19 protein-coding genes, 1 pseudogene and 1 riboswitch are annotated in these 21,707 nt (G+C 45.2%); of the genes and pseudogenes, 16 read left to right on the top strand and 4 right to left on the bottom strand.

Features of this window, described 5'->3' with window-relative positions:
• Positions 1 to 3 precede the first annotated feature (3 nt).
• From BBG47_RS16305 to BBG47_RS16255, 11 genes and pseudogenes are all read left to right on the top strand, one after another.
• Positions 4 to 816 (top strand): ABC transporter ATP-binding protein, encoded by an 813-nt coding sequence (locus BBG47_RS16305; RefSeq protein WP_065292563.1) that lies wholly within the window; start codon positions 4 to 6, stop codon positions 814 to 816.
• Entirely contained in the window at positions 794 to 1,312 is a 519-nt protein-coding gene (locus tag BBG47_RS16300) for a pyridoxamine 5'-phosphate oxidase family protein (RefSeq protein ID WP_368072452.1), read from the top strand. Before BBG47_RS16305 ends, BBG47_RS16300 begins: the two co-directional genes overlap by 23 nt.
• Before the next feature lie 16 nt (positions 1,313 to 1,328).
• Positions 1,329 to 1,826 (top strand): DinB family protein, encoded by a 498-nt coding sequence (locus BBG47_RS16295; protein ID WP_083189359.1) that lies wholly within the window; start codon positions 1,329 to 1,331, stop codon positions 1,824 to 1,826.
• 112 nt (positions 1,827 to 1,938) lie between these two features.
• Complete coding sequence (locus BBG47_RS16290; protein WP_065292561.1) at positions 1,939 to 2,790, top strand: GNAT family N-acetyltransferase; 852 nt, start codon at positions 1,939 to 1,941, stop codon at positions 2,788 to 2,790.
• A gap of 147 nt (positions 2,791 to 2,937) precedes the next feature.
• Positions 2,938 to 6,372, top strand: a complete 3,435-nt coding sequence (locus tag BBG47_RS16285; protein WP_083189357.1) for a BMQ_0737 family morphogenetic spore coat protein — start codon at positions 2,938 to 2,940, stop codon at positions 6,370 to 6,372.
• A 190-nt stretch (positions 6,373 to 6,562) separates the two neighbouring features.
• On the top strand, positions 6,563 to 7,540 hold the full coding sequence (locus BBG47_RS16280; RefSeq protein WP_065292559.1) for an aldo/keto reductase: 978 nt from the start codon (positions 6,563 to 6,565) through the stop codon (positions 7,538 to 7,540).
• Positions 7,541 to 7,800: 260 nt separating this feature from the next.
• A complete protein-coding gene (locus BBG47_RS16275) occupies positions 7,801 to 9,258 on the top strand; it encodes a pyridoxal phosphate-dependent decarboxylase family protein (RefSeq protein WP_065292558.1) in 1,458 nt (485 codons plus the stop codon).
• Positions 9,259 to 9,453: 195 nt separating this feature from the next.
• A riboswitch (glycine riboswitch) is annotated at positions 9,454 to 9,560 on the top strand.
• 142 nt (positions 9,561 to 9,702) lie between these two features.
• Positions 9,703 to 11,048, top strand: a pseudogene (locus BBG47_RS16270) (alanine/glycine:cation symporter family protein).
• A 161-nt stretch (positions 11,049 to 11,209) separates the two neighbouring features.
• Entirely contained in the window at positions 11,210 to 11,743 is a 534-nt protein-coding gene (locus BBG47_RS16265) for a sigma-70 family RNA polymerase sigma factor (RefSeq protein WP_021253554.1), read from the top strand.
• The gene (locus BBG47_RS16260) at positions 11,740 to 12,855 is read left to right on the top strand and encodes a DUF4179 domain-containing protein (RefSeq protein WP_065292557.1); all 1,116 of its coding nucleotides are present in this window, start codon (positions 11,740 to 11,742) and stop codon (positions 12,853 to 12,855) included. The genes BBG47_RS16265 and BBG47_RS16260 overlap by 4 nt, the downstream gene beginning before the upstream one ends.
• A 94-nt stretch (positions 12,856 to 12,949) precedes the next feature.
• Positions 12,950 to 13,867, top strand: a complete 918-nt coding sequence (locus BBG47_RS16255; RefSeq protein ID WP_065292556.1) for an alpha/beta hydrolase — start codon at positions 12,950 to 12,952, stop codon at positions 13,865 to 13,867.
• A 202-nt stretch (positions 13,868 to 14,069) separates the two neighbouring features.
• Here the strand turns inward: BBG47_RS16255 and BBG47_RS16250 are convergent, their stop codons facing one another.
• Positions 14,070 to 14,594: a ClbS/DfsB family four-helix bundle protein gene (locus BBG47_RS16250; protein WP_065292555.1), complete on the bottom strand. Its 525-nt coding sequence runs from the start codon at positions 14,592 to 14,594 to the stop codon at positions 14,070 to 14,072.
• 291 nt (positions 14,595 to 14,885) lie between these two features.
• Here BBG47_RS16250 and BBG47_RS16245 point away from each other — a divergent pair, with 291 nt between their 5' ends.
• The 5 genes from BBG47_RS16245 to BBG47_RS16225 all read left to right on the top strand — a co-directional run bounded on the left by BBG47_RS16245 (position 14,886) and on the right by BBG47_RS16225 (position 19,597).
• On the top strand, positions 14,886 to 15,473 hold the full coding sequence (locus BBG47_RS16245) for a hypothetical protein (RefSeq protein ID WP_065292554.1): 588 nt from the start codon (positions 14,886 to 14,888) through the stop codon (positions 15,471 to 15,473).
• A 5-nt stretch (positions 15,474 to 15,478) separates the two neighbouring features.
• Positions 15,479 to 15,925, top strand: coding sequence for a hypothetical protein (locus tag BBG47_RS16240; protein WP_021253549.1), 447 nt, complete (start codon positions 15,479 to 15,481; stop codon positions 15,923 to 15,925).
• Between the two features lie 142 nt (positions 15,926 to 16,067).
• Complete coding sequence (locus BBG47_RS16235; protein ID WP_065292553.1) at positions 16,068 to 16,826, top strand: MerR family transcriptional regulator; 759 nt, start codon at positions 16,068 to 16,070, stop codon at positions 16,824 to 16,826.
• A gap of 2 nt (positions 16,827 to 16,828) precedes the next feature.
• Positions 16,829 to 17,422 (top strand): hypothetical protein, encoded by a 594-nt coding sequence (locus tag BBG47_RS16230; RefSeq protein ID WP_065292552.1) that lies wholly within the window; start codon positions 16,829 to 16,831, stop codon positions 17,420 to 17,422.
• A 96-nt stretch (positions 17,423 to 17,518) separates the two neighbouring features.
• On the top strand, positions 17,519 to 19,597 hold the full coding sequence (locus BBG47_RS16225; RefSeq protein ID WP_065292551.1) for a serine hydrolase domain-containing protein: 2,079 nt from the start codon (positions 17,519 to 17,521) through the stop codon (positions 19,595 to 19,597).
• Between the two features lie 107 nt (positions 19,598 to 19,704).
• On the opposite strand, the gene BBG47_RS16220 is transcribed toward BBG47_RS16225, so the two are convergent.
• Genes BBG47_RS16220 through BBG47_RS16210 form a run of 3 tightly spaced genes read right to left on the bottom strand, consistent with a single transcriptional unit; the run spans position 19,705 to position 21,661 of the window.
• The gene (locus BBG47_RS16220) at positions 19,705 to 20,400 is read right to left on the bottom strand and encodes a hypothetical protein (RefSeq protein ID WP_065292550.1); all 696 of its coding nucleotides are present in this window, start codon (positions 20,398 to 20,400) and stop codon (positions 19,705 to 19,707) included.
• On the bottom strand, positions 20,397 to 21,293 hold the full coding sequence (locus BBG47_RS16215; RefSeq protein WP_065292549.1) for an ABC transporter ATP-binding protein: 897 nt from the start codon (positions 21,291 to 21,293) through the stop codon (positions 20,397 to 20,399). Before BBG47_RS16215 ends, BBG47_RS16220 begins: the two co-directional genes overlap by 4 nt.
• Positions 21,290 to 21,661 carry a GntR family transcriptional regulator gene (locus tag BBG47_RS16210; RefSeq protein ID WP_021253543.1) on the bottom strand — a complete coding sequence of 124 codons (372 nt, stop codon included), beginning with the start codon at positions 21,659 to 21,661 and terminating at the stop codon, positions 21,290 to 21,292. Before BBG47_RS16210 ends, BBG47_RS16215 begins: the two co-directional genes overlap by 4 nt.
• Between the last annotated feature and the right edge of the window lie 46 nt (positions 21,662 to 21,707).

Raw genomic sequence — 21,707 nt, 5'->3', positions numbered from 1 at the left:
TCGATGCTGCATCTGACATCACTGAACATTCGTTATGGGAACAAACAGATTGTGCACGACTTCTCGCTTGATGTGAATGAAGGCGAGGTGCTTACGATCATCGGCCCTAACGGGTCGGGCAAGTCTACTGTTCTGAAGGCAATTACTCGATTAATTCCCTGTGATAGTGGGCGAATTTGTATTGCGAATGAGGAATTGCAGCAGTTCAGTTCGAAACAGTTGTCGCAGATCATGTGCATGTTGTGCCAATCCAATTCAAGCCCTTCCGATATGACCGTAGAAGAACTGGTTGGATATGGGCGAATGCCCCATAAGAAATGGTATGAACGGATGAATGATGAGGACAAGGAGATTATCTGCTGGGCAATGGAGCTAACGGGGATGACCTCCTATAAGGAGAGAAAGGTTGTATCCTTATCAGGTGGAGAGGCGCAGCGCGCATGGATTGCAATGGCGCTGGCCCAGCGGCCAAAAGTGCTGTTGTTGGATGAACCAACGACTTTTCTCGATATCGCGCATCAGCTTGAGGTTTTGGAATTGGTTCGCAAACTAAATCGTGATCTGAATCTAACTGTTATTATGGTGCTGCATGACTTGAACCATGCCAGTGCCTACAGTGACCGAGTATGTGTCATCCAGAGCGGGGGAATCCGCATATGTGGGACCCCGAGTACGGTATTTACATCAGAGCTGATTCGCAGTGTATATGGAGTAGATGTAGATATTCAGTATTTACCGGATCGAGAACATCCACGAATACATGTACTGAATAAATGGAATAAGGAAGCGAGGAATGGGAATGAAGCAACAGGATAATGACAAAATGAAACAAAAATATATGAATTTTATTGATAGTGTTCAATCTGTAGTGCTCAGCACAATTGCCGAAGATGGCTCTCCGTTTGGCTCATACGCTCCCTATGTGCGGAAGGATGGCAAGCTGTATATTTATTTGAGTAAAATTGCGCAGCATTATCGGTATCTTGAGCATAATCCGTGTGTAGATGTTCTCATGATTGAAGATGAATCCAGGACCGGAAACATGTTCGCTAGACAACGTGCTCGCTTCTCATGTCAAGCGGCGAAGCTGGAAAATGAGGCGAATGAGGACATATTTGCTGAGTTTGAAGCGTCGTTTGGATCAAGTCTTATTCACATGCTAAGAGGACTTGATTTCTCATTGTTTGAACTATCACCTACAGAAGGACGATATGTTGCTGGATTTGGTCAAGCCTATGATATCGATTTGGAAGCATTGCGCTTCGATCATGTTGCAAGAGATGGGCATCAACAGTCTGAACCAACAATGTAGGAGGGAGATGAAGGGAATGACGTACGATACGGTATCGGTCATATGGGATACGATCCAAGAACGGTTCTATCAGATGGTGCAGGAACTGACTGATGATGAATTGAGTTATGGAGTGGGCAGTGTCACAATTGGCTACATGATTAGACACAATGCAGAGGTGGAATATTTATTTGCAGATTGGTACTTTGGACAAGAGTTGCCTGCGGATGTGGAAATTCGCACGAGTCGAGGGCCGTCAGGAGACTCGAATCGATATACAAGCATACTTGACATGCTGCAATTGATTCAACATTCGCAACATCATATTCGTCAAGCGATGTGTACGCTGCCTGAACAAGCATGGCATGTTCCGGTGAAGTCCCCAATGGGGACGATCACACCGCTGCAAGCGGTTGGACGCCTGTTGTATCATACCAGTCTGCATGCTGGGCAAATTGCCTTCATACTTAAGCACACCAATCCCGCCTCCATCTCAGCGAAGCAGCAGAGGTCTGCCCCGGCAACTTTACATTGAACCTACATGTAAGTTAGATTGACCTACCTTGAAATCAACCTTTTGGTTGATTTCTTTTCTTTGTGTGGAGTAAGATATGTCCCGAGAGGAATGGACTGGAGGATGATGGTAGATGGTAAAGTATCTTGCATGTTCAGAAGTCGATATTTCAATGATTTATGAAGCGTTTACAGTTGGATTTTCTGATTATATCGTGAAGATGGATATCACCGAAGAGATGTTCAAGACTCGTTTCTTTGGCGTTGAGGGCAACCAGTTGGAGAATTCCTATATTGCGATGGATGGGGAACGCCCAGTCGGACTGATGCTAGGCGGATTGAAGAGATATGAGGGCATATTAACGATGCGCTGTGGAGCGCTTGCAATCCATCCTGATTATCGTGGAATCGGAGTGAGCTCAAAATTATTCGAGCTGCACAAGGCTAGAGCAGTGGAGTGCGGTTGTGGGCAGTTGTTCCTTGAAGTCATTGTTGGGAATGACAGAGCGATCCAATTCTATAAAAAGAAAGGCTACTCCAAAGTATACGATCTTAGCTATTTTACATTGCATCATCCAGCTAGTATGGTAGGCAGAAATGTTAAGGGGCTTGAAATAAAGCCAGTTCTGTACGAATGTTTTGAGAGGCATGTGCATAATTGGCGCATCCCGCATATCAATTGGCAGAATGATTTGGATTACATGAGGCTGTCTGACACCAATAACTATGTCGCAGCTTATAAAGACGATAAGGTCATTGCAAGTTTATGTATGAATGATAGTGGCAAGGTTAGTTTTCTCTATGTAGATGTTGAATATCGAAATCAGGGGATTGCTGCCGAAATGCTTATGACCATGATAAGAGAGAAGCAGCCAGAGCGATTATCGGTTTCTTTTGCGAATAATCATTATCTAGAAGGCTTTGTATCTAAGCATGGATTCAATCGAAATGAGCTCGAGCAATATGAAATGTATTTGCATTTGTAAATAATTTTGCAGTTGTAATCAATGATTTCCCCTCATTGAGGGACTTGGAGGATGGGTGGTTAAGCCTACATCGGGTTAATGAACTATCAGCGTACGTACAGAATATAATGCTCACACGATCACGTATGCTGTAAGGATGTGTAGACAATGCCATTTATATTGCGCTTCAGTACGATAACAAGAGGTGCGATTACGTTCACTGGGAATTCTCTTGGTATTAGCCGCGCCTCTAGATTTTCTCCTGCTTGTACACCGGGTACGGCTGATGCGATAGGGTCTTTTATTATTAATAATCCAAATGTAATGTGCGGTACAGTTCCGTCCAGTCCTTCGACTGGCGGGGGGACGACGAATATGTATTTGATAAATTTCTCAACAAATTCGCTCGTCCTCCCTCCTGGAAGTACAGTTGTATACGCTGAATTGGTATGGGGCGGGACATATTTGATCAATACACCGGGCGGCGAGGATTTATCAGCCCGCTTGAATGACCCGGTCAGATTCAGTACACCGGCAGGCATGTTCAATATCCAGCCAGAGACGTTCTTCAATTATGCCGTTAATACTCAAGGCGATTTAGGCTATGTGCGCTCTGCCAACGTAACTGCGCTGGTTGCGGGAGGCGGTGCGGGAACATACGGGGCTGGCAGAATTGTTGGGACACTGGTTCCGGATCCGAATACGACAAGTTTCGCAGGTTGGTCACTCGGGGTCGTATACGTGAATCCTGCATTGCCTTTCCGCAGCATGAATTTATATGTCGGGAACGTCCCGATTCAAGCCATATCTCCACCAGTCAATGAAATGATCGGGAATTTCCAAACTCCATCAACAGGCCCTATTACCGGCCGCCTGCTCGTCAGCGCGCAAGAAGGAGATGCGGAGATTACGGGAGATTTCGTACGCTTTGGCCCAACCCTTGCCAACCTTACAACGATTCCGCAGCCCGCAGGATTTACGAATAACTTCTTCCAATCACATAAATTAGATGATAACGGGAATATCAACCCGACAGCTACTTTCGGGGATCGCAATCCTATACCTGGGCAGCCAGGGACGAATATCATTGCAGGGAACCGTCAAGGATGGGATATTGCCAACGTAAGCATTTCCAACAGTCTCGTGAACGGGCAAACTTCAGCAGCACTTCAATTCGGAACGAATGGCGACGGATATACCGTCAATCTGCTGGCGATTCAAATTGACAATATTCCACCGACGCTGCTGCTGGAGAAGACCTCTTTTCCTGATACAGTCACCGTTGGAGAAGAGATCGTATACACCATTGTCGTCAGCAACGATGGAGACTCCCCGCTTGTGAACACTGTACTTACTGACCCGCTACCAGCTGGTGTTACGTTTCAATCGGTTCAAACTACGCAAGGTTCGGCATCGTTTGCTGCTGGAACGGTTACCGTAGATATCGGGACGATCCCGGTTGGTCAGAGTGTTACCGTCAATATTACCGTGCTGGCAACAGCGGCGGGTCTCATATCCAATACAGCTTCAGCCCAAGCAAATCAGACCGGCATCATCTCCTCAACCGCAGTCAATACCGTAAATCCTCTGCCACCTCCAATCCTAGAAATTGAGAAGCTGGACTTTCCCCCAATCGTCGCCGTAAATTCAGAACTCGTTTATATTATATTTGTCTCCAATATTGGAGGGAGCACAGCGACCAATGTTGTTATGAATGATCCGCTGCCGGCAAGAACCACCTTTGTATCCGCTGAATCGGATCAAGGGACGATTTCGTTCGATGGCACGACAATTACGAATGACATTGGTTCACTTGCTCCGGGAGAGACTGTGGTCATTTTTATCGTCGTCATCCCAACGGTCACAGGTACAGTCTTGAACACGGCAACGACGTTTTCAGATGAGACTGCGCCACAATCCTCTACTACCGAAACTCTAGTTATCGAAGAGCCGATACTTGAGTTAATGATATCGAAGTTTGCAGGGCCGGATCCTGCAACTGTTGGAGAAGAACTCATCTATACGATCGTTGTCTCCAACGAGACGACGGAGTTATTAACCGGCGTGGAAGTGGTGGATGTGCTGCCGCCTGGTCTCGTCTTCGTAACTGCCGAAACTACGCAAGGAACCGTAACTGAAGTGGCTGGCACCGTGACAGCATTGATTGGCGATCTTGATCCTGGTCAGTCTGAAATCATCACGATTACCGTTATTCCTACAGCTCCGGGCGTCGTAACGAACACAGCTACAGCGACATCTGATCAAACAGAACCTGTATCATCCACGATTGATACAACCGTCAATGCGCTTCCTCCAGCTTTTTTAACCATTGAGAAGCTTGCCGAGCCGGATCTTGTAACCCTTGGAAATGAAGTCATCTTTCAAGTGACGGTGTGCAACATGGGAGAAACGGCGGCCACAAATGTGGTTGCGGTGGACACATTGCCTGCAGGCGTTGAAGTCACTGGTATCCAAGTATCTGAAGGCACATTCACGCAGGTCGGGCAAACGATCACAGCATCTTTCGGTGTCATTGTCCCTGGAACGTGCGCTATGATTACGATCGAAGCAATTACGACTATAACAGGAATATTAACGAACACAGCAGTGGTGACCGCTGATAATGTTGAAGACCCTGAAACAGCAACCGCAAGCATTACGGTATTACAGCCGCTCGCCATTTCGAAGCAAGCTTCAAGCAACCCTGTGCTTGTCGGCAGCCTGTTGCAATATACGATCAGTGTTGCAAATCTCGGAGAACTTCCTCTAACGAATGTAATCGTGCGTGATGTCATTCCTCCTACGGTTGAATTTGTTAGTGTTCAATCTGAAGGAGGCACTTGCTCTGTATCCGGGCAGACCGTTACTTGTCTCTTGGGCACATTGGAGGGTCAACAAGAACAGACGATTATCATTACAGTCATTCCTTTGTTAGAAGGGGTGGTTACCAACACGGCTACCGCTCAGGCGGATAATACGCCTCCTGTTACAGCTACGATTACGACGCTAGTTGTACGTCCTTTAGAGTGCATTTCTGTCAGCAAACTGTTCGATTGGGTTGTTACTCGGAGTGATTTCATCGTGGAAGAGTCTATTCCCGAAAACTGCAGGGCTTTCGTAGAACAAGCAATTGCTGGCGGTTGGCAAGTGCTTGTAAGCTGCAATGCAGTGCCAGCTATGGGAGAATGCAGCATCACGGTTGTAAAGCGGCTGCCGCTGCCCATTATCGGATCGCAAGCAGCTATTGTACTGACGACGTGCTCTGCAGAGGTAACAATTACGTTAACAGATAGCGGAACAGGAGAAACATGCACGTTTACACTATTAGTCAAGAACAACGAGAAAGTATCACTCTGCTTACCGCTCCCATTAGATGAATCCAACATTACTTCTCAAATATTCGATATCCATTGTGCTGCACGAATTACTGACAGCCTAACGATTGAGTTGCAATTGGATTGGTGTTTGGAGCTTATCGTGAAATTTACAATACCGCTGATGGTTGAAGCTACATTCTGTCAACCTAGGGCATTAATTCCGATACCAGAGTCATGCAGCATCAGCCTTCCAATGCAATGTCCGACGATTTTTCCATTCGTATAAATGTCTTGTAATCCATAGAGATTCTGGATTCTTTATTGTTGTTGAGAACTCATGCCTGCATGAGTTTTTTTTTTTTTTTTGTGCGCGGAAGTGGAATCATAAGGCAGACACATATTTGATCGGATTCAGATCAAGGGGATAGCTTGTGATATAATTACTGCTAAATAAGGAAAGCAAGGAGTTGATCGTCATGCAATATCGTCGTCTTGGCAATAGTGGATTGAAGGTGTCAGTGCTTGGATTAGGAACAAATGCTTTCGGCAAGCGGGCTGACAAGCTGGCTTCGACTCGAATTATTCATCAAGCGCTGGACTATGGCATTAACTTTATTGATACGGCTAATATTTATGCTGGTTCAGAATCAGAACGCATCATCGGTGAGGCGCTGATAGGCAATCGACACAATGTCGTGCTGACAACGAAGGCAGGATTAATTCGAGGACAGGGGCCGAACGAGCGCGGGTCATCTCGCTTTCATTTGCAGCAGGAATTAGACAATAGCTTGAAGCGGCTAAATACCGATTATATTGACCTGTATCAAATACATACATTTGATCCGCATACTCCACTTGAGGAGACGCTGCGGACGCTTGATGATATGATACGTTCAGGCAAGGTGCGGTATATCGGAGCGTCTAACTACGCTGCTTGGGAGCTGATGAAGGCGATTGGCATCAGTGAACGGCTTGGTCTGAATCGTTATGTGTCCATGCAAACCAGCTATTCACTGGCTGATCGAACGCCAGAACTGGAACTGGTTCCGCTATGTCAGGATCAAGGGGTGGGAATCATTCCATATTATCCGCTTGCAGGAGGAATTCTGACAGGAAAATATCGAGTAGAAGATCAGAAGCCAGCTGGGTCACGAGCAGATACGGATCCGAATTTCTACAAGTTCTTCAATGAAGAACGGTTTGCGTTAAGTGAACAGGTGAGCGAATTGGCAGCGGACATCGGCTGCAGCCCAAGCTCGTTGTCATTAGCTTGGCTTATGCACCAGCCTTGTGTATCGACAGTCATTGTAGGAGCGACGAAGGTGGAGCAGTTAGAGGACAATATAACGAGTGTCAATGTCGAACTTAATGAAGAACAGTTGAACCGATTGGATGAAATAAGCCGTCGATATCGGTATGGTGAACCTTTTGCTGTATACCGATTGCCTGAGTAAATGAGAAAGTAAGGAAGCAATAGACACCGCCTCTAGGTAATAGGGGCGGTTTTTTTGAGTTGAGATTTCGAAATCTTGCGCTCATATTCGAAAAACGATGTAAATGGAAGGACGGTAAGTATAATAGAGTGATAAATGGTCTGTCCTCATAGCGAGCTGATAAACTGTACCTGTTCAATTGTCGTCTTGGTCGGTAAGCTATTATTCAATTGGAACATCTTTCTTGAATTGAACAGTGGAAGGGAGTTGCTGGATTCCGTATGCTTAGACAGAATCCGATCTTGGATCTATCAACTGAGGAACAGTATATGCTAGGCTCATATACGTTAGAGAAGATCAGTCAGTATCTATCATACACCGACGAGGTAGCAGTTGCCCCTGAATTAATCCCATCAGAGATTGTGCAGTATGCGGAGCAAATTGACTTTGCTGCTCCTGTCAAGCCTCAAACTGCGGTTCAGCATGTTATAGAAGGACTGCGTCGATATCAAGTGCACACAGCACATCCAGGATATTATGGCTTATACAATCCCCGCCCGAACTTTATGGGGATTATGGCAGACACGATAACAGCGGCGTTTAACCCCCAGCTTGCTGCATGGAGTCATGCGCCGCTTGCCGTAGAAATTGAGAATTATGTACTGCGTGAGCTCGCCACTCAATTTGGTTACTCGCGTGATGTTGCTGATGGAACCTTCACGACTGGGGGAGCGGAAGCCAATTTGACTGCAGTCTTAACGGCTCTATCTTATCATTTTCCAAAGTATGCAACAGACGGATTAGCAGCTCGGGAGAAGCCACCCATTCTGTATGCTTCTGAAGAGAGTCATCATTCATTGGTGAAAGCGGCTCGTTCCTGCGGGCTTGGAACGAATTCAATTCGCTCCATTCGTACGAACGATTCCTTGCAAATGGATATTGGAGCGTTATTAGAACAAATACGTATAGACCGCGCGCAGGGTTTTGCCCCATTTCTTATTATTGCTACAGCGGGAACGACGGGAGCCGGTGCAATTGATCCGTTAATGGAAATCGCGGCAGTAGCGGAGCATGAACAGATGTGGCTTCATGTGGATGCTGCTTATGGCGGCGCAATCGTATTGGATTCCGAGCTGTCCTTCCATATGGATGGTATCCAGCAAGCAGATTCAATCGCGTTTGATGCTCATAAGTGGCTGTCCGTTCCGATGGGGGCGGGCATGTACTTCACACGGCATTCACGTATATTGAATGAAACCTTCCGTATAACGGCAGATTATATGCCGAAGGAGGGTGAGGAGCTGCCCACGATTGATCCATATACGCATTCCATTCAATGGTCACGGAGATTTATAGGATTGAAGCTGTATTTATCCCTGGCTACAGCGGGTTGGGAAGGATATCGGGCTGTCTTGCGACATCAAGTTGAAATGGGCAAGCTATTCCGAGAAGAATTAATGCGATCTGGCTGGACAGTTGCCAATGATACCGTGCTGCCTGTCATTTGCTTTCTTGATCAAGAAGCATGGACACGAAACGACCAGGACTTCGCTCTATTTGTGAATCAACACGTATTGAGCACAGGGAAAGTGTGGCTATCCGTATTTACCATTCATGGTGTACCAACGCTGCGTGCATGCTTTACCAATTACGATACGAATGTGCAGAATGTGAGTGAACTCATTCATTTATTAAATGAGGCCAGATCCCTATATTACAGTCACCAAGCACATGTGTGATAGATGGTATGGGATAAATTACAATGCAATGGATCATTGCACAATGATAGTGTGTCTACTATAATGTTACCTACAACTTTATAACTGGATGAAGTTTGCGGGAGATAGACGAATCGTCTAGCCGAAGGGGTAAGCTCTCAGGCGCTTAGACATATCGAACCTTGAGCTCGAATACGTATAAGCAGGACCGTAAATGGACAGGACTCTGGAGAGACTCCATGATTGGGGCACCGAAGGGGCAAGACGAATTTGATTCTCGTGGATTCGTTAAAACTCTCAGGTAAAAGGACAGGGATGCAGAAGCGTAGAAAAATCGTAAGTCATTGGTATGATGATCTTATTTAGGTATGTCACTTACGTCAGGTTATTTATTCTGCACACATGTCCCCAGGGTCAAATCATTCGATTTGACTCTTTTTATTATTCACAAAGAGGGGAACTGATTTGACAATGATGGAACAATGGTTAGACAAATTGAACAACATGGTATGGGGAGCACCGCTTCTTATTTTATTAGTAGGAACGGGAATTTTATTAACGATCCGCTTGGGAGCGCTACAGTTGTTCCGCCTGCCGCTCGCCTTGAAGTTAATATTCAAGTCGAAGAACGAGGGAGAAGGGGATGTATCCAGTTTCGGGGCATTGGCTACTGCGCTGGCGGCGACAATTGGAACTGGTAATATCGTGGGGGTTGCTCTGCAATTAAGGTGGGTGGACCCGGTGCATTATTCTGGATGTGGGTTGCTGCATTCTTCGGAATGGCCACCAAATATGCGGAAGGATTGCTTGCTGTCAAGTATCGCAACATTGATGACAATGGACAAGTGCTAGGCGGTCCTATGTATTATATTGAGAAGGGACTTGGCATGAAATTCAAGCCGCTTGCTGTATTCTTTGCGATTAGCGGAGTACTGGTTGCCTTGCTTGGAATTGGTACATTTCCGCAAATTAATGCGATCGTCACTTCTACAGAAGCAAGCCTTGGTGTACCTGCAGTAGTCACTGCGGCAATCGTGACTATCGTGACCGCGCTTGTTACAATTGGCGGGATTCAGAGTATATCGCATGTGACGACGACAATTGTTCCTGTCATGGCTATTATCTATTTTATCGCGAGCTTTGTTGTGCTTATTGCATTTGCGGATCAGATACCGCACGCACTGTCGTTAATTTTCCAAGGCGCGTTTAATGCAACAGCAGCAGGTGGCGGCTTCTTGGGAGCAACGGTTATGATGGCGATCCGCAACGGGATTGCAAGAGGTGTATTCTCCAATGAATCAGGTCTCGGAAGCGCACCGATTGCGGCCGCGGCTGCGAAGGTGAAATGGCCGGCTGAGCAAGGACTCATATCAATGACCGGAACATTCATCGATACGATCATCGTCTGCTCGCTTACAGGATTAACATTGATTGTAACGGGTGTATGGAATGGCCCAATGGAAGGAGCGGCCATGACACAGGCAGCATTTGATGCTGCGCTGCCATACGGTTCCCTCATTCTTATGTTTTGCTTGATTTTATTTGCATTCACGACGATTCTTGGCTGGAACTATTACGGCGAACGGTGCATGGTTTATTTATTCGGTGTCAAATCGATTCTGCCGTACCGCCTTATGTTCATTGCGATCATTGGCTTTGGGGCATTTATCAAGCTGGATATGATATGGAAGCTTGCTGATATTGTAAATGGATTAATGGCGCTGCCGAACTTAGTTGCACTGCTCGGTTTGTCTGGAGTCGTCGTGTCTGAGACGCGTCTATATTGGAAGCATAGGGAATCCGAAAAATAAATAGAAGCAGGAAGCGATTCCTGTTCTTAAGTAAACTGCCAAATGCATGAAAGTGAACATTTGGCAGTTTTTTTGCGTTTAATGAAACCTTTTGCCTATCTTATGCATCTAATTGACAGTTTGATTCGCGTGTATGGGGTAAAGAAGGGAGTAGAAACGGCTTGCATAGCGATATAGAGACAGAAGTGAGATTGGCTAAGGAAGGTAATAAAGAAGCATTTATTCGACTCATCAAGCAGCATGAAGCCCAAATGTTCAACATGGCCAGGTCGATCGTCAGAAGGGACGAGGATTGTGCAGATGCGATGCAGGAGACTGTGCTCAAGGCTTATCGCGCACTGACAAACCTAAATCATCATGCCTATTTTAAGACTTGGCTCTTTCGGATATTGATCAATGAATGCAATATGATATTGCGGAAGCAGGCTCGCATCATCATGCTGGCTGAACTCCCAGAAGTTGGTGTTGCCACGGCTGAATACAGTGATCATCTTGATTTGCGTCAGGCGATCTATCGGCTTGAGGAAGTATCTCGCAATATTGTTATTTTGTTTTATTTTCAGGATTTGCCTATGCATCAGATCGCCGAGATGATGGATATGTCCGTGGGCGCGGTGAAGACACGGCTGCATCGGGCACGTCACACGCTCGCAGAATGGCTGGATGATACTGAAGAAAGGAAGATGAACGGATGAAAGACATACAACTGCCTATCGATCAGCGACTGGAACAGCTTAGGGAACCATATATTAGCGAGCTGCCAGAATCCGTTCGCAACCGAATGGATCGGACATACCAGATCATCGACGAGATGCTTCCTGGACGGAAGAGAAGAAGTCGGAAGAACCGCTGGCTGCGCAGAGTGTTGATTTCAACAGCGGGTGTAGCGAGCCTCGGGATGGTCATGATCTTCTCGGGTCTTGCCTCTCCAGCGATCGCACAGACGTTAAAGCAGATTCCGTTCATGGATAGCGTATTCAAACTGGTGGGGGATCTTGGCTTGCAAACCGCTGGAGAAAAGGGGATGGTCACCTCAGTCAATCAGCGCGTAACCCATAAGGGAGTGACGCTCACGATTTCTGAGATGATGTATGATGGCAGCAGGCTATCTCTAGTGCTCAGTAGAGAAGATTCGAAAGCGGCGAAGGTTTCTTTTTTTCAGTTATGGAACAAGCAGCGCATGCTAAGCAAGCGAGCCAATAATATCGATTTTTATATGGGAGACAAGCAAATAAATACCGGGATGGGGCTCCAGCCGGGTGGGGAGCATGCTCCGCAATCGATAATCGTTACCGCTTTAGATTCTGCTGATCTTGAGCTTCCAGACTCGTTCGAAATGAAGATGGTCGTGTATTTGGCTGATGTGGATGAGAATTACGAGTTTCTCTTCCCGATCAAGAAGGATACGGAGCGAACGATTATCCTGAAGACATCAGAGACCAAATCACATGATTCGATAAATATGTCGATCGATCGAGTCGAAATTACCCCCATCACAACCCGCTTGCTCGTCGGTGTCCACGGGGCAAGCGGAGAAGAAGATTATCGTAAAATGCTGGATGCAATACCGGATAGCTATAAAGTTGATGGGTTCCTCAATCTGGAGTTCGATATCGAGGATGAGCAGGGAAATGAACAGAATGCAATTGCTGGGAATGGTTCAGGAGAAGGAACAGGAATGGTGTTCTCAACCTCTTACGAGCCGTTCAAGGTGAAGCCTAGCTTAATCGTCATTAAGCCGTTTGTTAGAAAAGGCCCGGATAAGAATTATATTCCACAACTGGAGTTCAAGCTGCCCGTTCGATGAAAGGATTGCATTCCTCGATCATTCGCGTGTAACATGAATATTGATGGAATTATGCTATTACATCATGTATTTCAGTCGGAGGAGAGTTCACATCATGGAGCGCTTGAATGATTTGGAACCAGGCATTCGAAGCATCGTTAAGGAATTTATTGAATCAGGACGTCCTTCTGCGAGACAGCAGAGCTATCAGGAGCGCCGTCAAGGTTATGTACAATCGGTTGTGTTGGCAGGAGAAGCGGAGCCTATATGGGAAATCACTGATCATACGATCGATTCCATCCCTTTACGCATTTACCGACCGTCGTATGCGTCTAATCTTCCTGTTATGATCTATTATCATGGCGGATGCTTTATAAGCGGGGATTTCACAACGCATGACCGCCAGTTAAGAGCATTAGCTAACAAGGGGAACTCGATCGTGGTAGCGGTAGATTACCGCTTGGCACCAGAGCATGCCTATCCAGCCGCTCATGATGATGCCTATAAGGCTGCACAAATTGTGCGTGAGCATGCCGTATCTTGGGGAGGAAATCCGAATGATATTACACTGGCAGGTGATAGTGCGGGCGGACATATTGCGCTAGTAACGTCCTTGCGGCTCAAGGTGCAGAAGGAATGGATGCCAACAAGACAAATCTTGATATATCCGATGTTGGACGCTAGTGGTTCAAGCGAGAGTTATCAACGGTACGGAGATGATTACGTGATCACTCGCGACGCACTGCTCAGCGGTTTTGAAGCTTATTTCGAAGACATTCCGGCAGAACATCCAGAGGCAAGTCCTATTCAGCGCGGCGACTTGGAAGGATTGCCATACACACATATTCTTCTTGCCGAATTCGATCCTCTTGCAGACGAGGGAGAAATGTTGTATCGGCGGCTGCTTGATGCAGGAGTTGGTGCAGAGTGCAGGAAGTACTTCGGTGTCAATCACGGATTTTTCCAACTCGCGGGCATAAGCGGCGCTGCACGGACGGCCATTCAGGACGTTGCCTCTATTATGACGAGGTAACAATAGATACAATCATTTGCTTGAACTAGATATAGAAAAGCTGAAATAGATATAGATATAAATATAGATATATAGTTATAGATATAGATAAAAAGAAGAGATAAAAAGGTGAATAGATAAATTCCTAGTTGAATCAGCGGCAGACGGTTCATATCTGGTTACGATCGTACTGATCTGCCGCTGCACAACTAGGTGAGCAGTGTTAAGGCATACTCAGAAAACCTTTCTTCCATTTTCTGATTTTCGTACGGAATGATGTAAATGGAGCAACCGAATTAATATGTATCCATCGAGCCATCGGCCAATTCTGCTTGTCCCCTGTCCAATTGCGAACCCCTTGTATGAATAATGCCTCATCGCTATAGCTATCAATCCAATTCACCCACAGCTGTACGGCATCCTTGAGTTGATTGCGCAATTCAGTTAATGAGTAAGATGAATAATGCTCGTAGAAAGATAGATATAATTCACCGAGTTGATTCCACTTATAGTCTAGAGAAGGCATATTTACGATTTCGCCTTCCTGTTCCTGCTTGTCCCACCCCATAACGAGATGCAGCCAGCCTAATTGATAGGCGATGATCTCGGCTGGAGTTCGATCTACCCCAGTGATCCGCACATCCCTTGCACTGTCCTCGATATCGTTGAATTCTTCATCAAACCGCCTGTAGGTATATTGGATTGCATCAATTAAGGCAGCCTTATTGTTGTAATGATATGCTGTCATTGTGTTATCCCTCCTATTCAGTTCCTGTATATAGTATGACATTGGTAACCTGACAACTGGATGTCAACAATAAATGAACTTTGGAAATTTTGATTTCGCTGTAGAGTCTGTAGAGTTGGAAAGTTCCTTTTGCAATCGGTGATATTCATAGGCTTTAATGGGATTGTTCCAAGATCCATGTCTGTCTATTGAGCTTGTTTTGAAATGTCTGATAGAGTAGTGATAGCAATAATGGCAATAAAAGGATTTTGGTCTATATCATAGTACATTACAGGAAGGTGCTTGCTAGGGATGAATAAGATGTTTGCCACGCTAAGTGCAGTCATCGTATTAGCATGTTCATTACTAATATACCATTTTGTAATGGATGATTCGCATGTTGAACGTACCAATTCACACAGTCAATTATCGCTTATCGATGCACTGCATGTTGGAATGGTAGCGGCAAAAAAGTGGAATCCCGAAGCTGTCCTACTCTATGTGACAAGCGTGGATGACGGGTTAGGGAAGACAAGTGGACAAGAAGGTACAAGGAGTCGATGGAATTTACAAGTGGGTGCCCCTGCGAACAAGCGCGCTGTTATTGCGATTCGGGATGGAAAGGTGGATAAGGTCATACCTGGAATAGGTAATTACAATTCCGAATGGATGGTATCTACCGACAAGGTCAAGATTGACAGTACTGTGGCAGTACTCAAAAGCATACGTTCAAGACATTTGCTGCCTGGAGATGGATGGGCTAACGGCTATCACTTTATTCTTCAGGCAGGAGAAGGATTGACTACAATTTTGGTGATTGGCCGAGATGATCAAGATCAACTGCAGCAGATCGAGTTCGATGCTGTAACGGGGAGGATATTGTCTGGACAAGGGGAGTGATTAAGATGAGAAAGTGGTTTGCAGCCATAATCATGTCAGCAGCACTTCTAGTTACCGGAGTATCTACAGCGAAGGCGGATATCACGTATATGAATGAAGATTTTACTGCTTATACAGGGGCAGCAGGAGACAATAACCCGGTGTTTGCTGGTGGAAAAGCTGCCTACATCGGTGGTGTTGCTGTGCATCCGACAATCTGGGGGGCGGGAAACTGGAACAAGCCTGTTTTTCCGTTTGGTACAATGATTGTATTAAATAATAATGAGAGCATATCGATTCCAGGCGGTTACGTGATAAACACGTTTGTTGTGGAAGATACAGGGGATCTCAAGAATACAGCTAAACTCTCATATCGTTGGATTGATGTCTATTTCGGGAAATATAGCACTGCCAATCATCAAGCGGCTATTAACTTTGGCAAAAAGAAGCTCAGTTATACGGTAATATCTTAATAACTATTGGAATAGGGTACTACTGGAATCAGCATTTCTCCATATCTAAGGTGAGATGCTGTTTCTTTCTGTTTTCAAGCCTTGCCTATGACGTTACGTCATAGTGTACATTGAAGGTATTATGACGAGAGGAGATGTCCTATTGAATGAACACATGTATACCGTTAAAGCTTTTGCAACACTAACTGGTGTTACAGAACGCACACTTCATTTTTATGATCGGAAAGGGTTGATGGCTCCTTCTAGTTACAATGAACATGGACATCGTCTGTACAGTAAGGATGACATTTCAACCATGCAGAAAATTATTACTCTCAAATATTTGGGGTTTTCTTTACAGGAAATCGCGGATTACCTTGCGAACCACGATTCACCTCAAATGCGCGATACACTGCAAAAGCAGAAGGCTATGCTCGCGAAAAAAAGAGAAGAGCTTGATTATGTAATCAATACGATTACGCGGGTGGAGCAGATCATGCAAGATGAAGATTTAGACAGTGACCTGTTACTAGCGATCATCCACTCGATCCATCGTGAAAAGGAACAAGAAGAGTGGCTATCAGACCGATTGCCACAATCAGTTATCGAACATGCGCTTCTAAAGCATCTTTCCCCACAGGAACGACTAAAATTCGAGAGGGAAATGCTCGCAATTGTGAATCAATTGCAGCATTATTGCAAATTAGGAGTATCGCCATCCGAAGTAGTGGTTCAGCGTACCATCGAGCACATGATTACGACTATGAATGAACACATTGCACCACATTATCAGGAGAAAATAGCGGAGTTAGATCTCGATGATCATTCGCAGCTTTACGTGTCCATATTCTCCAAGGAAGTAGAGGATTACATCAAAGAGGCCGTGCATCGATTTGAGGAAAATCAGTTAAGGAGGAGCTGAAGATGTCAAGCATCGTATCAGATGTACGTCATCTGATCTATTATTCGATTATGATTTGGATGAAGAAACCAGGTAAGGAGCGGGGAGAGGCATTCTCCTATCATCAACATTCTCAGTTCAAAACTATGGCCATCTTTTTATCCATTTTACTTATAATCGAAGGTGTATTGTTTCATTTTCTCGTACAATTGTGGAGTGAACTTGCTGCATGGATCCTTTCAGCTATTAATATCTATGGACTGTTCTATCTGATGGCACTCTATAAATCTGCGAAATACTTGCCACACCTAGTTGTGGACAATCGAATCATTATTCGTTGTGGTTATCAAAACAGGATTGAAGTGCCCCTGAACAATGTTGCCGTCATACAGAAGGCCAAAGAAATCAGCATGGGGGAGAAAATTCCGAAAGATATGCATTATGCCGTCATTATCTGTGATTCCCCACAATACGAAATTGTTCTAAAAGAACCAATCGAGACAAAAGGGTTGTTCGGGAGGACGATCCCGAAACGTTCCGTGGTATTCAGGTGTGATAACCCGGAAGCTTTGCTGCTGAAGCTAAATCAAGGAATCCAACATGCTAATGGGGGGTGATTCGTCGAGATAAATCAGATGTTACTGGAAATAAACTGAACTTTCTTAGCGTTCAAACGTACTATCCTATAAGTACATAATTGGGGAGGCATAAGAATGAAGAAAAGCTTGTCTTTGGTATTGGCAATAAGTATGGTTGTTGCAATGCTTGTTCCGACGAGCGCAATGGCTGCAGCTTCAAATGGGGGCTTGAATTACTCCGCTACTAAAAAAGTTGCTACTGAAAAAGCTTCACTGTTGACGGACACTTTCGGTACGACAAGTGTTCAATATGCACTTATTGATCATGGTAACATCGTAGTATCTGGGCAAGCCGGTAAGAATGATGCTCAAGGAAAAGTACCACTGTCGAAAAACACGATGTACGGAATCGGATCAACCAGCAAGGTATTTACCACGGTAGCCGTTATGAAACTGGTTGAAGAAGGAAAGGTAGATCTAGATACTCCTGTTGTGCAATACATCCCTGAATTTACAATGAAGGATGAGCGGTACAAGAAGATTACACCGCGGATGCTGTTGAATCACTCTTCGGGGCTCCGGGGATCAACGTTAGGAAATAGCTTCTTGCTTGGGGACAATGACACGATTAACCACGATACGATGCTGGAGCAATTGAAGAAGCAGACGCTGAAGGCTGATCCAGGTGCATTCTCTGTTTATTGCAATGATGGATTTACATTAGCTGAGATTCTGGTAGAACGGGTGAGTGGAATGGGCTTTACTAAATTCCTTCATCAATATATTACAGAACCAGCAGCTATGTCTCATACAAAAACACCATTGGACAATGCAGATAAAACAAAGTTTGCAGGCACGTATCACCCTGCATATGAAGGGCAGCTCCCTACGGAAAACGGCAATGTCATCGGTGCGGGGGGAATATACTCGACGGCTGAGGATTTAGTTCGTTTCGCGCAAATCTTTACAGGGGAGAATGACAAAGTATTGTCGTCTACATCTGTTAAAGCAATGCGTCAAGAGGAATATAAGCGCGGATTCTGGCCAGAAGGAGAAGTAGACACGGTTGTGAACTATGGACTTGGATGGGACAGTGTAAAGCTCTATCCATTCAATAGATACGGTATCCAAGCTGAGAATAAGGGCGGCGACACGATCATGTATCATGCTTCGCTGGTTGTACTTCCAGAGCACAATATGGCAGCGGCCGTCTTGTCTTCAGGTGGATCCAGCTCGACGAATGCGATGTTGGCGAACGAGATGGTGTTGCAGGCATTGAAAGAGAAAGGTACGATTAAGGAGTTACAACCTGCTAAGTCATTCGGCAAGCCGAAGAAAGCAGCAATGCCAGCTGATGTTGCCAAGTATGCAGGTTATTATGCGTCAACCAATGTTGTCATGAAAGTGGCCATTGCCAAGAACGGCGAACTGTCTATCACTTATAATCAAGCGCCTGATATGCCTGCAGCGAAGTATGTATATACAGCAGACGGCACATTTATGAATGAAGAAGGAACGACGGAGATACGGTTCGATGCGAAAGACAATGGACGTACTTATTTATGGCAAAGTATGTACCTAGATGTACCAGGACTTTCTCAACTAGCTCTGACTCAGTATACTGGCGAGAAGCTTGAGAAAAATGATATCTCCAAAGAAGTTGAATCCGCATGGACGAAGCGCATAGGCAAAAAGTATTTTCCAGTGAATGAAAAATATAGTTCCCTCACTTATTTGCTTATGGATGGGGGTAAAATCAATAAACACGCCGATCTGCCTGGTTACGTGGACGATAAGACCATTACAGGCCCGGATTCGGCAAGTAATCAGGTGCAAATCCCAGCTATGGGCGGAAGGGATACTATGGAATATCAGTTCTTCACAAAGGACGGAGTGGAGTACTTAGATAGTTCAGGGTATATTATGGTATCAGAGGATACAATTAAGCCCTTGTATCCAGGGTCGAAATCTACAGTAACCATTCAAGAGGATGGTTATGCAAGATGGTTTAAGCTGCCAAAAGCAGTTGCTGGGAAGAAGCTGACCTTTACGACAATGCCTAAGCAATCTTCATTTGCAGTGTACAATGAGCAGGGGCATGTCGTACATTTCTCCTTATCATCAACAGGGAAACAAGGAATTGAATTGCCAAGCGGTGGTACCATTGTATTTGCTGGTGGAGCGGGAGCTAAGTTCGAAGTCTCGATTAAATAAGCAGAAGCAAGAGCAATCATTTCTTAATATGAAATCATGAGTCACTAGGTAATGATATAGCTGATAAGCCGCTGGATATATATCCGGCGGCTTTGTTTGTAGATATGCTAAGCAATTGTTGTTCTGCGGATCATGATGAAGGTAAGTAAAGAATGGATAACCGCCAAGGCGAAAAAGTAAGAAGCAAGCTGCGCAGCTGAATGGCTGCCGAACCATGAGAATATGTTGCCCCACCAGCTGTAGTACGTGCAGAGATAACTGAAGATGGAGGAGATGGCAAGGGTGACTGGAAATAAGATAAACATTCCCGTGCGGCCAAAACGACGGAAAAACATAGCGAACATGAATCCTAAAGTAGACAAATGAGCAGCTGTTGCGAAGTAAACCCACCATTGTTCGAGCAAACTCCCATCCGTAATATAAGGCAGGGAAAAGAAATGAAAATTTGCATCTAGCATTTGGGTAATACTTCGTTCACCAATAGACAATAATATCACAATTGTGGCTACAGTTACGCTGGCTATCAGGAACATTAATATAGTCCCGAAATAATAGTCTTTTCTGCGGATGCTTATTCCAAAAGCGAATGAAAAGTTCTGGGTCACGGCTACAATGCCGAGAATCAGTAAATAGATAAAAATGGAGACCACACCGCCGCTGTAGTAGCCTTGTTCCGGTTGAAGCAAGTAACCGATCAACACGTTGATCAGAAAACTAGGAAGCAGTACAAAGCACCACGGAGCGAAAAACCACATGATGTGATCCTTGCTGTACATTTTCATAACGGTTGTTACTCGATTCATCGCGTCTCCACCGCCTTGCGATCAGATTTTCTTTTTGTGAGGTGAACAATAAGCTGCTGCAGGGATACTGTTGAGAGATCAAGGCCTAACGATGCGGCTTGTTCTCGGATATGAGAAGTTAGATTGCCCAGCACGGTTGCAGACAATAGTCCGCCTAATGGCTGCCGATTGATGATGGTATGGCCTGAGATGAATGACTCGACCATTTCTCGCTGACCAACGACAGAGTAGGCACGGCCACGCAAAGCATCGCTTTCCTCATTCAAAATGATCCTTCCTCCATCGATCACAATCACATGCTCTAAAAATTGACTGACTTCATCAATTAAATGTGTGGACAGTACGATCGTTCGCGGATGTTCCGCATAATCTTCAATCAAGCGGTCGTAGAACAAGTTGCGAGCTACTGCATCAAGTCCGAGATAGGGTTCATCGAAAATGGTCAGCGGAGCTCGACTTGCCAATCCAATAACAATGCCAACGGAAGAAAGCATCCCGCGTGACAGCTTCTTGATACGTCTCCTTAAAGGAAGATTGAAATCATTCAGCAGTTTGCTCGCCAATTCCTGATCCCAATTCGGGAAAATGGAGGGGCAGAGCTCAATGACATCAATGACTCGAAAACTGTCTGGATACTTCTGGCTTTCCTTAATGATGCAAATCTTGCTCAGAACGCGATTATTCTCATAAGGCGCTTCTCCGAAGACAAGAAGTTCACCGCTTGTTGGAAACAACTGCGCCGTCAGCATATGCATTATCGTTGTTTTTCCTGCGCCATTGCGCCCAAGCAGGCCATAAATTTTGTTAGCTTCGAGTGTAAAGCTAACATCGTGTACGACAGTAACATCACCGAATGACTTGGTTAATCCCTGAACTTCAGTAATGGTTCTCAATTCGTTCGATCTCCTCTCTGAATCATGTCTGTTAATTGTTCCTTGGAAATGCCAAGCTTCTCTGCCTCGCGGATCATGGATACCACATACTGTTCGTAAAAAAGTTCTTTCCGCTTTTCCATGAGTTTTGCCCTCGCTCCTGTCGATACAAACATACCTATCCCACGCTTTTTGTACAAAATGTTCTCATCAACCAGCACATTGACGCCCTTAGCCGCAGTAGCGGGATTGATCTGAAAAAAGGAAGCAAATTGATTCGTTGAAGGGACTTGCGATTCTTCAGGCAATCGACCTTCGATGATGTCATCCTCAATCCGTTCGGCAATTTGCACAAAAATGGGGCGGCTGTCGTCCATTGTGACTGTCATATCTACACCACCAAATTGGTTAATTACTCATGTAACTAACTATATA

It is taken from the genome of Paenibacillus sp. KS1 (genome assembly GCF_001680695.1).
In the GTDB taxonomy this organism is placed as follows: domain Bacteria; phylum Bacillota; class Bacilli; order Paenibacillales; family Paenibacillaceae; genus Paenibacillus_B; species Paenibacillus_B suaedae.
This window is presented reverse-complemented; position numbering and strand designations above follow the sequence as displayed.